Genomic DNA, 13,947 nt, shown 5'->3' on the forward strand with positions numbered 1-13,947 from the left:
AGGAAAATCATCATGTCCCAAACCGTGACCTACAGCGTTCAGGACGGCATCGCCGAAGCCCTGATCGACAATCCGCCGGTCAACGCCACCTCCGCCAGCGTGCGGCAGGGCCTTGCCGAAGCGATCCGGGCGATGGAGGCCGACCCCTCCGTCAAGGCGCTGGTCGTGCGTTGCGCGGGCAAGACCTTCATCGCGGGCGCGGACATCAAGGAATTCGGCAAGCCCATGGCCGATCCCGGCCTGCCCGAAGTCATGGCGATGATGGACAGGGCGTCCAAGCCGATCATCGCCGCCGTGCATGGAACGGTGCTTGGCGGCGGGTTCGAAGTCGCGCTCGCCTGCCACTATCGCATCGCGGACAAGGATACGCGGTTCGGCTTTCCCGAAGTCAAGCTTGGCCTCATGCCCGGCGGCGGCGGGACGCAGCGCACGCCCCGCCTCGCGGGCTTGGCGGCGGCGCTTCCCCTCCTGACCGAGGGCAATCAGATCGGCGCGGACAAGGCGCTGGCCTCCAACCTGATCGACGCCATCGCGCAGGGCGGCGATCTTGCCGCAGAGGCGCGCGCCTTCGCCGGACAGCTCGCCGCCCAGGGCAAGGGACCACGCAGCGCCGCCGCCTTGCCCATGCCCGCCGACGATCCGGCCCTGTTCAAGGAAACACGAAAGACACTGGCCCGGAAAATGCGCGGCCAGACGGCGCCGCTCCGCGCTCTGGAGGCCGTGCGCCTTGGCTATGAACTGCCTTTCGACGAAGCGGTGAAGCGCGAGCTGGCCATCTTCCGCGAGTGCATGGCAGGCCCGCAGTCCAAGGCCCTGCGCCACCTGTTCGCCGCCGAGCGGGAGGTCGCCCGCATCCCCGGCCTGCCAGCGGACACGCCCGTCCGCGACATAGAGCGCGCGGGCGTCATCGGACTTGGCGTGATGGGGCGCGGCATCATGATGGCGCTGGCCAGTGCCGGGCTGCCGGTCGTCGCCATCGGCCTTGACCAGAGCCATATCGACGCCGCGATGAAGGCGATCGCCAAAATCTGGTCCTCGTCGGTCGCCAAGGGCAGCATGACGCAGGAGGCGATGGACAAGCGGCTGGCGCTCATCACCACCAGCGACGATCCGCGCGACCTGTCCGCCACGCAACTGGTGATAGAGGCCGTGACCGAGGATCTGGAGATCAAGAAGGCGGTCTTCGCCACGCTGGGCCAGGTGACGCAGCCCGGCACCATATTGGCGTCCAACACCAGCTTCCTCAACATCGACACGCTGGCGCAGGCATCGGGCCGGGCGGAAGATGTGTGCGGCATGCACTTCTTCAACCCCGCCCATGTCATGCGCCTGCTGGAAAATGTCCGCGCGGGCCAGACCGCCCCCGAAATCGTGGCGACGATCATGGCGCTGGGCAAGCGCATCGGCAAGCTGCCGGTCCTGTCGGGCGTGTGCGACGGCTTCATCGTCAACCGCATGCTGTCGAAGCGTTCGCGCGAAGGCTTCTTCCTGGTCGAGGAGGGCGCGAAGCCCGCCGATATCGACAAGGTGCTTCTGTCCTACGGCTTTCCCATGGGCCCCTTCGCGCTGGGCGACCTTGCCGGGCTGGACGTGCAGGCCGCCGCGCGCAAGGCCCGCGCTGCGTCGGCGACGGAACGCGAACTGCGCGCCGATTTCGTGGAGCAGATGGTCGCCGAAGGGCGGCTGGGGCAGAAGACCGGATCGGGCTGGTACAGCTATGATGAAAATCGCAAGGCCAGCCCCAATCCGCTGACGGACCAGATGATCGCCGCCCATGCGCAGCGCCACGGCCTCACCCTGCGAGAGATTGGCGAGGAGGAGATCAGGGAAAGGCTGCTCTACGCCATGGTGAACGAAGGCGCGAAGCTGCTGGGCGAAGGCATCGTGCCGCGCCCGCAGGAAATCGACGTCGCCATGGTGAACGGTCTTGGCTGGCCCGGCTATACCGGCGGCCCGATGCACTGGGCGGACCAGATCGGGCTGGACAAAGTGCTGGCGACGATCGAGCGGTTTCGGGAGCAGCAGGGCGACGCCTATTGGACGCCCGCGCCCCTGCTCGCCCAATATGCGGGCGAGGGCAGGGGCTTCTACGCATGAGCTACGATCCCAACCCCCGGACCGCCGGTCTGCTGGCGCGGCTGCGCGCCTTCATGGACGAACATATCTATCCCAATGAGAAAGCCTATTATGACGAAGTCGCCACCGGCGACCGCTGGGCGCATGTCACGCTGATCGACCGGCTGAAGCCGCTGGCGAAGGAAGCAGGCCTGTGGAACCTCTTCCTGCCCGAAAGCACGCATGGCGCTGGCCTCACCAATCTGGAATATGCGCCGCTGTGCGAGGAAATGGGCCGCGTCCACTGGTGCCCCGCCGTGTTCAACTGCGCCGCGCCGGACACGGGCAATATGGAAACGCTCGAACGCTTCGGCACGGCCGAACATAAGGAACGCTGGCTGAAACCGATGCTGGCGGGCGAGATGCGCTCCGCCTTCGCGATGACGGAGCCGGGCGTCGCCTCTTCGGACGCGACCAATATCGAAAGCTCGATCGTGCGCGATGGCGGCGACTATGTCATCAACGGCCGCAAATGGTGGATTTCGGGCATGGGCGAAGCGGACTGCGCGTTCATGATTTTCATGGGCAAGACCGATCCGGCAGCGCCCAAGCACAAGCAGCAGTCGATGATCCTGGTGCCGCGCGATACGCCCGGCATCACCGTGGTCCGCCCGATGACCGTCCTGGGCTATGACGACGCGCCCCACGGCCATATGGAAATCATCTTCGACAATGTCCGTGTGCCCGCCTCCAACATGCTGCTGGGCGAAGGGCGCGGCTTCGAAATCGCGCAGGCGCGGCTTGGCCCCGGCCGCATCCATCACTGCATGCGCATGATCGGCATGGCGGAACGCGCGCTCGAAGCCATGTGCCGCCGGGTGAAAAGCCGCGTCGCCTTCGGCAAGCCGCTGGCCGAGCAGGGCGTCATCATCGAACGCATCGCCAACAGCCGCATCATGATCGATCAGGCGCGGCTGCTGACGCTTCACGCCGCGTACCGCATGGACACTGTGGGTAACAAGGAAGCAAAAGCGGAGATCGCGATGATCAAGGTCGCCGCGCCCAACATGGCCTGCCAGGTCATCGACTGGGCGATGCAGGCGCATGGCGCCGCGGGCATCAGTCAGGATTTCTTCCTCGCCAGCTACTATGCCCATGCCCGCAAGATCCGCTTCGCCGATGGCCCGGACGAGGTGCACCGCCACCAGCTTGGCCGCCTCGAACTTGCAAAATATGGCTGACGTCCGCGCGCTCGACACGGCGCGCCTTTCGCCCTGGCTGCGCGATCATGTGCCCGGCGCGGCGGGGACCATCAGCGCGGAGAAATTTCCCGGCGGCCAGTCCAACCCGACCTATCTGCTGTCGGTCGACGGCGCGCCGCGCTTCGTCCTGCGCCGCAAGCCGGACGGGGTGCTGCTGCCCTCGGCCCACGCCATCGAACGGGAATATCGCGTGACCGGCGCGCTCCAGCATATGGGAGTGCCCGTCGCCCGCCCGCTGGCCTTGTGCGATGATGGCGCGATCGTGGGCACGCCTTTCTTCATCATGGCCTATGTGGACGGCCGCAATTTCTGGGACGCGCGGCTGCCGGGTCTTTCGCCGGTCGATCGCGCCGCCATTTATGACGAGATGAACCGCGTCCTCGCCGTGCTCCATGCGATCGAACCGGCCGATGCCGGGCTTTCCGATTTCGGCCGCCCCGGCAATTATTTCGCGCGGCAGGTGGCGCGCTGGACCCGGCAATATCGCGCCACCCAGACGCAGCGGATCGATGCGATGGAGCGGCTGATCGACTGGCTGCCCGCCCATGATCCGGGGCTGGAGGCAAGCCGCATCGTCCATGGCGACTATCGCAACGACAATCTGATCTTCGCGCCGGACGCGCCCCGCATCGCCGCCGTGCTGGACTGGGAGCTTTCGACCCTTGGCCATCCCCTTGCCGACCTGGCCCAGCATCTCATGGCGTGGCGGGTGCCCGGCGAAGCTTATCGCGGCCTTTCGGACGCTGACCTTCCAGCGCTCGGCATCCCGTCCGAAGCCGACTATCTGCGTCGCTATGCCGAACGCGGCGGGGCGGGAGAGATCGATCCGCTGCACTGGCGCTATGCGCTCGCCTTTGCGCTGTTCCGCAATGCAGCCATCCGGCAGGGCGTCTACCGCCGGGCGATGGACGGCAACGCATCGAATGAGGCCGCCGCCCTCCACGGCGCGCGCGCGGCGGAGATTGCGGGTCTCGGCTGGCGCATCGCAAGCGGCGAAGACGATGCCCGGCTCTAGCGCACCCGGCCCGCCACGCCTCGGCGGCCATCTGGGGCTGAGCAGTCCCGACGCTCCGCTGCTCGTGCATCTTGGCTGCTCCCCCGCTCCGCTGGATCAGATCAATGCGCTGGCCGCGCATGGCTTTGCCGGGGTGCAGGACCTCTTCATGAAGATGCGCCCGCCGCAGGAGCAGGCGGCCATGGCGGCCCGCATGAAGCAGCACGGCCTGGTCCTGAGCAGCATCGGCGGCGACCCGTTCCATTGGAACACGCCGCTCTGGAGCCGCACCGATGACGCCGCCGTGCAGATGCAGGCGGACAGCATTCGTGAAAGCGCCGCCATCGCCCGCTGCTTCGGCGGGGCAGGGGCGGTCTGCGTCGCCGGGCTCGACCCCGATCGCGCCATGGCCAGCCAGTTGACGGCCATGGCGGAAAATCTGAAGCGCGCCGCTGTGCAGGCGGCAGAGGCGGGGCTGGTCCTGCTGATCGAACCGATCGCGCCCGCGCGCATCCCCGGCATGCTGCTGGACCGGATCGAACCGGCGATGGAGATCGTCCATGCCGTCGCCATGCCTTCGGTGCGGCTGCTGTTCGACATCGGCCATGTCGCGATGATGGGCCACGCCGTCGCCGATGCGCTGCGGCAATGCGCCAGCGCGATCGGCCTGATCCAGGCCGCCGACATCCCGGATCGCGTCGATATCGGCCTCGGCACGCTCGACTGGCAAGCGATCCTCGCCGCCATCCGGGCCATCGGCTATGCCGGAATCCTGGAACTTGAATATGAACCCGCCGATCAGACGGCGGCAGGGGAAGCCGCCATGCTGACGCGGCTAGGGGCAACGCTGGATATGTCCTGGCGCGTCAGCGCACCGGCACCGTCAGCTTCGTCGTCGTCCGGGTGAGCGGATAGCGCTTGCCGTTCCACAGGAAATCGCCCGGCAGGTCCTTGGGACGGCGTATCTCCACTTTCCACGTGCCGCCCGCCTTTTGGTAGCGGACGCTGACCGGGCCTGAGGGCGTTGCGGCGGTGGCGTGCAACTGGCGGAGCGAACCCGGCGCGGGTTCCACCTTCAACCGGGCATAGCCCGGCGCATCGGGTCCGATGCCCGCGACGATACCCAGCAGATCGGCGGTCGGATGCGCGCTCCACGCATGGCTGTCGGACCGGGTCGACATGGCCTGTCCCCCCTGTACCGAACCGTCCCGTTCCTCCGGCCAGGTTGTATAGTTCAGCTTCAAAAGGTCGCGCCATGTGTCGAGCAAGGCCAGATACCGGCGGCTTTCGCCCGCATGGACCAGCGCCTGCGCCAGATACCAGGCGAAATAATAGCTGACCTGCGTAATGCCCTCCGGCGCGTCGATCCCTTTCCCCGGCGCAACGATTTTATCGATGATCCCCCGCGCTTCTTCCCTGGACGCCACATCGTAGAGGATGGCGAGGGCGTTCATATGCTGGCTGAACCGGCCGCCGTCGGGATTGTCGGCGAACAGGCCGCGCGCCGGGACCCAGCAATGCTGGCGGATCGCCGCTTTCACCTGCTGGGCCATTCCGCCATATCGCTGCCCATTCGCCGCATCGCCGAACGCCGCCTCGATCGCCGCGCCCTGCTGCAACGCGCCCAGCCACAGCGCGCTCATCAGGCAGCTTTCCTGCCCTTCCTTGCTGTAGGAAGGGAAGATGTCCCGGTCGGTGGCGGGCTGGCCCACCCAATCGATGAAGTTCCATTGCGGGTTCTTCTTCAACAGCCCCGCAGACGTCTGATAGGGCTTGAACCAGTCGATGATCTGCCGCATCCGGCCGATATTGCGCACGATCGGCGCTGGATCGGGCTGGCGCATCCGCCAATCGTCCAGCATCCCGACCCACAAAAGCGCGAACGGCGCGATGACATTATTGCCGCGCGTCGGCCATGCGCCCTCGATCAGCCCGCCATCCACATTCGACGCGGCGAAAGCATCGATCGCCTGCTCCGCCAGCCGGGGATCGCCCGCCACGGCGTAGGAGATCAACATTTGCAGCCGCGTGTCCCCCGCATATTGCAGCTGCTCCCAATAGGCGGTGTCCATATAGGTTTCGTGTGCATCGATGCGGGCCGTGCGCCAGCCGATGTCGAAGATTTTCTGGAGCTGCGGATCATCGCTGGAAAACTGCCCCACCTGCTCGAAGGGATAGCCGGTTTCGAAAGCGCGCAATCCTTGCAGCGTCAGCGGTTGGTCCGCCGTCTCCACCGTGATTTCGGCAAAGCGCCATGTCCGCCACCAAAGCGGCGCGAAACGGCGCGGCTGGCCATCGGCGATGAATATGTCCCAAATGCCTATTGGCTTGCGGTCGCCGATCAGGTTGCGATCGCCCTTGCGCTTCTTCTCGTCATACAGCGCTTCGGCCCACAGCATCTTGATCCTGGCCCCGCGCCCGCCAGTGACGGACAGTTCGGGATAGGCCGCCACCATCGCGTCGCGCTGGATCAGCAGGGTCGCCTTGCTGTTGGCCGGGATCGTCACCGGCCTGCCGGGGAAAGCCATGGCGGCGGGCAGGCCGGTGCGCACGACCTTGCCCGCCGGGACCGGCACATGGCTTTGTTGCGGCAGCCGGTCAGCGACCAATGTGCGCCCGGCGGCTTGCGGAGCGGGAACGGCGTCCTGCCACCCACCCCCCTTTTCCTGCGCTCCGGCAAAGTCGAACTCCGCCTTCGATGCGTCGATGGTTTCGGGATTGCCGGCGACATAATACCAGTTCTTCACCTGCCGCCATCCATTGGCGAAACCGCGCCCCGCGTCGCGCTTGACGCGCCAGCCGGGCGTGCCGGTGCCGATGGCGGGCCCCTCCTGACCGGCGATCAGGCGAAAGCCGGTGGCGACGCTTTGCTGGAAAAGAGGCGCGGTGCTGGTGAAAAGGGATGCGCCCTGCGCCGCCGTGACTTGCGCCGGCGTCGCATCGCGGGGGAGGGAGAGCGGCTTGACCCCGTTCCATACCGTCGCGGCGATGACGTTGCCGCCGCGTTGCAGGAAGGGGGCAAGGTCGATGCTCTCTTCCCGCCAGTGATCGATGTCCCCCGCCGAAGGCCCGGACGCCACGCGGCGGCCGTTCACATACAGGATGAAGCGGTTGTCGGCGGTCACGCGCACGGGAAAGCTGGGGGGCCTGGCCTTGAGGTCAAAGGCGCGGCGGAAGTGAAGGACGATAGGGCGCGCCTCTGGCCCTGCCTCCGGATGACTGATCCAACCTTGCGCGCTATCCGCCTGGGCAAGGACCGGAGGCGCCGCCATCAGCAGCAGCGCCGCCGCGGCAAGGGCATGGAATTTCATCATCTTCTCCACTCAGGTCAGGATCGATCATCATTTTTGATTAGATGTGATCATTAGACCTGGATGGGAGCAGTTGTCACCCGAAAGTGGCGCGCATGGCCGTCAGTCTCGTCCCGTCGCGCCAGAAGCGCTGCTGGTGCAGCCATCCTGCCGCCCCTTCGCGCTCCAGCCCACGGCATTTTCCAGCATCTTCACATAGGCCGGGTCGGAATAGGCCTCCGGCCGGTGCCCGATGGCCGAATAGAAGACCCGGCCCCTGCCCATGCAGCGGGTCCAGGCGATCGGATGATCCCCGCCCATGCGCAGGTCCTGCCCGCCCATGCCTTTGGGGCTATAGCTCCGTTCGTCCAGCGTCGCGATAATGGCCGACCCGCTGGCGCGGGGATTGTTCTTGAAGGAATACCATTCGTCCTTCATCGTCCATTCCGGCGGAAGTCCCTGGCCGACCGGGCCTTCCCTGTCCTCCACGACGATGCGTGCGTCCTGGAACTGCGGGCCCATGGGATGTCCCGCAAAGCGCGCTCCGATCAGATCATCGGCATACCAGTCCCAAAAGGTCGCGGGATCACCGGCCGAACCATGGACGGCCACGAAGCCGCCGCCGCGCTTCAGGAAATGTTGGAGCGCCTTGCGCTGGGACAGCGTCAGCACGTCGCCGCTGACATTGTTCCAGATCACGGCATCGAATTGCGCAAGCGTCTTGGGATGGATCGCGCCGCCCTTGTCCGTCGCTGCGATGGCCCAGCCCTTGCGCTTCGCCATCGCGAAAAACGCCTCATGCGCGGCATCCACCGAAGGACCGTCGCGATAGCCCGTCATCTTCTCGAACAGCAGGATGCGGGGCTTGCCCCTGGGCAGGTCGAACACCGGCCGGTCATTGTCATAACGCGCGCAGCGGGCCTGCCGGTCGGAGGCGGTGACGGGCAGGAGCTTGAGCTTCCGGTCGATCGCCGCAAGCTGAGCGCCATTGAGGCGCAGGAAGCTCCCCGCATCCTTGAGCGTCAGGATGGAAGCGAAGCTGGGCGCGGTCGTGCCGCGGAACATGGGCGGCATCTTGGCGATCGCGCCGGGCGCTTCGCTTTCCACCACGGCGTGCGCGGCCGGGCTCAGCAATATGTCGATCAGCGGAGAGCCGAGGGAAAAGGGCATGTCGCGCAGCGGGCAGTCCGTCACCGCCGCCGCCGACGACGCCGCCGATGCAGGCGCCGGACCGAGCGTCAGCGCCATCAAGGCTGCTATGCCATGAATGATAGTTGATCTGCGCACAGGGCATCCTTGATTGCTTTTCTATTTGTACGAGTATATCCGCAACCAATGCTCGTCAACCTGGGACGTCCAGCGGGGCGGAAGCCCGCCTAAGAAAATCACCCGCCGTCCCCCCGGCAAGATGGAGAATGCCGCATGATCAGGTCGCTAGTTCAGTTCGTAGAAAATGGCACGCGCGGCGTCCTCGCGCTCGATGCCGAAGGCCAGGCGCGCCGGTTGCACTCGACGCCATCGGTCCGCGCGCTGGCGGACGATGCGATCGCCGCGAAAAGCACACTGGCCGCGCTGGCGGCCGATCGGCTTGGCGATCCGATGACGCTCGACGGCCTCGTCTTCCTGCCGCCGGTCGACCATGACGATCCTGCTCATCTGCTGATTTCCGGCACCGGCCTTACCCATCTCGGTTCCGCCGAAGGGCGCGACAAGATGCACAAGGCCGCCGCCGCGGGCCACGCCACCGACAGCATGCGCATGTTCCTGATGGGCGAGGAAGGCGGCAAGCCTGCGCCCGGCCAGGAAGGCGTACAGCCCGAATGGTTCTACAAGGGCGACGGGTCGATCCTGATCGGTTCCGAAACGCCGATCGCCATGCCCGGCTTCGCCACCGATGGCAGCGAGGAACCGGAAATCGCGGGCATCTATTATGTCGGGCCGGATGGTACGCCTTTCCGCCTGGGCTATGCCATCGGCAACGAATTTTCCGATCATGTGATGGAGCGGGTCAATTATCTCTTCCTCGCCCACAGCAAGCTGCGGCAGGCGGCGCTGGGGCCGGAACTTCTGCTGGGCGAACTGCCGGGCAACGTGCGGGGAAACAGCCGCATCCTGCGCGACGGCAAGACGCTCTGGGAAAAGCCGTTCCTGTCGGGCGAAAAGAATATGTCCCACAGCATCGCCAATCTGGAACATCATCATTTCAAATATGGGCAGTTCCGGCGGCCCGGCGACGTCCACATCCATTTCTTCGGCACCGCCACCCTGTCCTTCGCCGACCAGATCGAAACGCGGGAAGGCGATGTGTTCGAAATATCGGCCGACTGCTTTACCCTGCCGCTCCGCAACCAGCTTGTGCGCAAGCCCGGCGAGGGGCTGAGGGTGGTGAGCGTGCTCTGACCGGCCGTCACGGCAAGGCCGTGCGGCCTGGCAAGGTCCGCGCCTGCCGCCCCGTTCAGCGCGTGGGCGGATGGCGCTTTGCTTGACGGGGTTTCGGGGGCGTGGAAAACATGGCGCCATGAATGACCCCGTAAAAGCCGGAGAGCCGAAAACGCCTCGGCGTCCTGGGCGGCCGCGCAGCCTTGAAATAGATCAGATCATCGACGCTGCGTTGGATCTGGGGCTGGAATCGCTGACGATGGGCCGGGTGGCGGACAGGCTGGGCGTGGTGAAGGCGGCGCTCTACAATTATGTCGCCACCCGCGAAGAACTGGTGATGCTCGCCGCCGCCCGCGCGGCGGGGATGCACCCCTTCCCGGAAGATGAGGGACAGTCCTGGAAAGACTATGCGCTGGACCATGCGCGGGCCCTGTTCGAACTGCTGACCGGCGACGCTCAGCTGCTGATCTCCTACATGACGGGCGGGATGGGGCAGCTTGCCAGCGCCGACCGGACGGAAGCATGGTTGCGGGCCATGACGAAGCGCGGCTTTACCGCCGATGAGGCGATCCGTCTGCTGCAATCCATCGGCTATCTGGTGGTGGGCGCGGCGGCCAGCGCCCTGCACGCCAAGGCGGCTGCGACTCCAGAGGATGAGGCCCGCGCAATCCTGCGCAAGCGCGGCGCGCATGAATTGCCACTGCTGCGTGCCGCTCTTGAAAGCGCTTCGGAGCGATCAGCGCCGGGCAATTGGGAACGTGCGCTGATGATCATTCTGGACGGCAGCATGCCCAAAGCGGCGGCGGATTAGCGCCTGAGCGTTCAGTAAATCCGGGCCAAAGCGCTATGCTCAGACCTGCCGCGCCGGGCATAATCTGTCATTCCCAACCGGCATAGCATACGGCCAAACTTGCTCCTTTCATCGCCAGGAGCGCTCTGCCTATCCTGATCCAGACCCGGATTTGGATGCCTGACGGCAACTGGGAACAAGCCAAAAAGGCGGCAAATGATCCGGGCAACAGGGGAGAGGAACCATGAGCCTCAATCATCGGCAGGCCAGTCTGTTTTTGGGCGTCGCCGCCGCCGCCATTGCACCGGCATTCATTTCACCCGCCGCAGCGCAACAGCAGAGCGCAGCGGCGATCAAGGACGTCGACATCATCGTCACGGCGCAGCGCCGCGAGGAACGTGCGCAGGACGTGCCCATCGTCGTCAATGTGTTTTCGGCGCAGCGTCTGGAGGAACTGGACGTCAACGAACCGCAGGACCTTTACGGCACCGTTCCTTCGCTGGTTGTCGGAACGCAGGGCAATGCTTCCAGAGAGGCGCAGAATTTTGCCATTCGCGGACAGGCGACCGGCTATCAATCCTCGCCAGCGGTGATCATCTACATGAACGAAGTGCCTTTGCCTGCGGTTGGGGGAGGACTTCAAGGCGGGCCGGGCCTGATGGTCGACCTGGAAAATGTGCAAGTGCTGTCAGGGCCGCAGGGCACTTTGTTCGGCCGCAACACTACGGGCGGCGCTGTCCTCTACTCACCGCGCAAGCCCACCAATGCATTTGAAGGTTATCTGGAAGGAACAGCGGGCAATTATAACCTGTGGGGCGTGGAAGGCGCGCTCAACATCCCGGTGATCGACGACAAGCTGATGATCCGCGCCGTGGGCGCTTTCCAGGACCGTCGCGGTTTCACCAAGGACATCGTCTGGAACAAATGGCGCGACGATACGCACTGGTATTCGGGCCGGCTCGGCATAACGCTGAAACCCTTCGAAGGCGTCGAAAATTACCTGATGCTCTATGGGTCGAAGTCCTCCAACAATGGCACCGGGCACATTCATGAAGGCTTCAATATAGCCAGAATGCAGTCGCTGGGCCTTTGCTTCGAAGCGCCCGTTCCGGGCCTCAATTTCAGTTGCGGCGTCTATCAGGCGCAGTCTGATATTGCGGAAGATATCGGCCCGCGACGGACGCGGCTGAATGCCGATGTCTACAGCAGGATCAAATTGTGGGGCGCAATCAACACCACCACGATCGAGCTGAACGATGCTGTGACGCTGAAGAACATCTTCAGTTACCAACGGCAAATCGTGGACAATGCGTTCGATCAGGATGGAACGCCGATCCAGCAATATGGCGCGCAGCAGGATGCGGCTCTGCCTGACTTCCCCGTTCCGGGGCTGATCGAATATGGCGTTCCCTCCGCCTTTTTCGGGCTCAATCCGAACCAGATCTACCAAAATGGCGGCGATATCGTCAGGCCGGATGGCAATCGGCAGATCACCGAGGAGTTGCAGCTTCAAGGCCATTTGCTGGACAACAGGCTTCAATTCACGGCGGGCGCCTTTTACTTCGAAAACAAGAATGCCGGGCGCAGCCAGACGGCTGAGGTGCAATTCTGTCCCGCCGCGGCCACTGGCCTCAGCGCCATTTGCCCGGTCCGCGTCAGTGAAGGAGGCACGTTCAAGGAGCGGTCCAAGGCGATCTATGCTCAAACGACGCTGGACCTTGGCGCGCTGGCGCCGCAGATGGAAACTCTCCGCCTGACCACCGGCATCCGCTACACCTGGGATGACATCAGGGCGTCGGTGAACCGCGCCTTCGCCAGCAATGCGCGGCTGAAAACCGATGCGGCGACCTGGACCGTGGGGCTGGACTATCATCCGGTCGACAACCTCATGCTCTATGGGAAGGTCAGCCGGGGATATAAGGCGGGAGGCATTCTGGATGCAGCCGTCTTCGCCGAAAAGCTGACGTTCGCGCCGGAAAAGCTGATGACGTACGAAACCGGGTTCAAGTCCGACTGGCAGCTTGGCGGCATGCCGCTCCGGTTCAACGCCACTTATTATTTCTCGGACTATTCGAATATCCAGCGGCCAACCGGCGACTTCAATCCCGACGCGGACCCCTTGACGCCAGGCGATCAGGGCCTGCCCGGCGCCCAGGTGCTGGGCGCATCGGCACATATCCAGGGCCTGGAGATTGAAACGTCCATCCGGCCCGCCAAGGGCGTGGAGATTGGCGGAACGGTCAGCCATACCGACGCCGATTACACCAAGTTCGAATATCTGGTGACAGGCGGTCCGGGCGGCGGTCCGTTTCCCGGCTGCAACGGCACGGTTCTCCCCGGCCAGGTGGCTGACCTAAGCTGCCGTCCGTTTCAGTTCGTCACGAACTGGATCTACAACATCTCTGGCTCCGTCGAAATTCCGATGCCGGAAGATGCCGGCAAGCTGTCACTCTACATGAACTATTCGCATGTCAGCAGGCAGCCGACCTCGCCTCTGCATGACGACAGCACCGAACCGGGATCGATATTGGAACCATTTGGCCTTCTGAACGCGTCACTTAGCTGGCGCAATATCGGAAGGAGCGGATTGGACGCGACGCTGTTCGTCAACAATCTGCTGAACAAGCTTTACCGGGTCAGCAACTCCAACGTCTACAATGACTTGCTTGTCGCATCATCGCTTTATGGCGAACCGAGGATGTGGGGTTTGAAGCTGCGTTACAGCTTTGGCAAATGAAAGAAAGAGGGTGCCGCCAATAATAAATGACCAATGGTCAAAAACTATTGCGGCACCCCTTTTTCCTATGTAGGATCAGCTTAAAGCCCCCGGAATCATGAGGGGCTCCGCCATAGGAAGAGGAGCCTGGTGAATGGCATCCGCCGTCCATCTATCCACGCGCCGGCAATTTCTCCGCTGGTCGGCGCTGCTGCCCGCGATCAGCGTAGCCGGGCCGCTCGCGGCGCAGGAGGTCTGCGCCGACCCCAGGAAAAATCTCCAGCAGAGCCTGCGCAGGTCGCTCGGCTATCAGGAAATCTCCAATGATCCGAAGCGGGTCTGCGGAGGATGCGCCTTCTTCACGGCGGATGGCGCATCTTCCTGCGGGAAATGCCAGTTGCTGAGCGGCGGGATCGTCACCTCGCGCAGCGTTTGCACCAGCTGGGCCGGGAAGTCCTGAT

At 64.5% G+C, this 13,947-nt stretch carries 10 protein-coding genes; 8 read left to right on the forward strand and 2 right to left on the reverse strand.

The genetic code is table 11. The features are described 5' to 3' along the window. Positions 1 to 12: 12 nt before the first annotated feature. Genes ET21_RS0109070 through ET21_RS0109085 form a run of 4 tightly spaced genes read left to right on the forward strand, consistent with a single transcriptional unit; the run spans position 13 to position 5,218 of the window. Positions 13 to 2,097 (forward strand): 3-hydroxyacyl-CoA dehydrogenase NAD-binding domain-containing protein, encoded by a 2,085-nt coding sequence (locus ET21_RS0109070; protein ID WP_030539417.1) that lies wholly within the window; start codon positions 13 to 15, stop codon positions 2,095 to 2,097. Next, positions 2,094 to 3,296, forward strand: coding sequence for an acyl-CoA dehydrogenase family protein (locus tag ET21_RS0109075; RefSeq protein WP_030539418.1), 1,203 nt, complete (start codon positions 2,094 to 2,096; stop codon positions 3,294 to 3,296). Before ET21_RS0109070 ends, ET21_RS0109075 begins: the two co-directional genes overlap by 4 nt. Further along, entirely contained in the window at positions 3,289 to 4,332 is a 1,044-nt protein-coding gene (locus ET21_RS0109080) for a phosphotransferase family protein (RefSeq protein ID WP_030539419.1), read from the forward strand. The genes ET21_RS0109075 and ET21_RS0109080 overlap by 8 nt, the downstream gene beginning before the upstream one ends. Next, positions 4,319 to 5,218, forward strand: coding sequence for a TIM barrel protein (locus ET21_RS0109085; RefSeq protein ID WP_051768077.1), 900 nt, complete (start codon positions 4,319 to 4,321; stop codon positions 5,216 to 5,218). Before ET21_RS0109080 ends, ET21_RS0109085 begins: the two co-directional genes overlap by 14 nt. Here ET21_RS0109085 and ET21_RS0109090 read toward each other — a convergent pair. Continuing rightward, positions 5,178 to 7,622 carry an alpha-L-rhamnosidase C-terminal domain-containing protein gene (locus ET21_RS0109090; RefSeq protein ID WP_162180693.1) on the reverse strand — a complete coding sequence of 815 codons (2,445 nt, stop codon included), beginning with the start codon at positions 7,620 to 7,622 and terminating at the stop codon, positions 5,178 to 5,180. The two genes, ET21_RS0109085 and ET21_RS0109090, sit on opposite strands and share 41 nt — an antisense overlap. 102 nt (positions 7,623 to 7,724) lie before the next feature. Beyond that, positions 7,725 to 8,888, reverse strand: coding sequence for a ThuA domain-containing protein (locus ET21_RS0109095; RefSeq protein WP_237751529.1), 1,164 nt, complete (start codon positions 8,886 to 8,888; stop codon positions 7,725 to 7,727). Between the two features lie 135 nt (positions 8,889 to 9,023). On the opposite strand from ET21_RS0109095, the gene araD1 reads away from it, so the two are divergent. The 4 genes from araD1 to ET21_RS0109115 all read left to right on the forward strand — a co-directional run bounded on the left by araD1 (position 9,024) and on the right by ET21_RS0109115 (position 13,946). Beyond that, positions 9,024 to 10,001, forward strand: a complete 978-nt coding sequence (gene araD1, locus ET21_RS0109100) for an AraD1 family protein (protein ID WP_030539423.1) — start codon at positions 9,024 to 9,026, stop codon at positions 9,999 to 10,001. A gap of 118 nt (positions 10,002 to 10,119) precedes the next feature. Beyond that, positions 10,120 to 10,791: a TetR/AcrR family transcriptional regulator C-terminal domain-containing protein gene (locus ET21_RS26525; RefSeq protein WP_030539424.1), complete on the forward strand. Its 672-nt coding sequence runs from the start codon at positions 10,120 to 10,122 to the stop codon at positions 10,789 to 10,791. Between the two features lie 223 nt (positions 10,792 to 11,014). Beyond that, a complete protein-coding gene (locus ET21_RS0109110) occupies positions 11,015 to 13,507 on the forward strand; it encodes a TonB-dependent receptor (protein ID WP_030539425.1) in 2,493 nt (830 codons plus the stop codon). A 133-nt stretch (positions 13,508 to 13,640) separates the two neighbouring features. Next, positions 13,641 to 13,946 carry a high-potential iron-sulfur protein gene (locus tag ET21_RS0109115; RefSeq protein WP_030539426.1) on the forward strand — a complete coding sequence of 102 codons (306 nt, stop codon included), beginning with the start codon at positions 13,641 to 13,643 and terminating at the stop codon, positions 13,944 to 13,946. The last annotated feature ends 1 nt before the right edge of the window (position 13,947 follow it).

The sequence above is a fragment of the Sphingobium sp. DC-2 genome, from assembly GCF_000722555.1.
Classification (GTDB): domain Bacteria; phylum Pseudomonadota; class Alphaproteobacteria; order Sphingomonadales; family Sphingomonadaceae; genus Sphingobium; species Sphingobium quisquiliarum.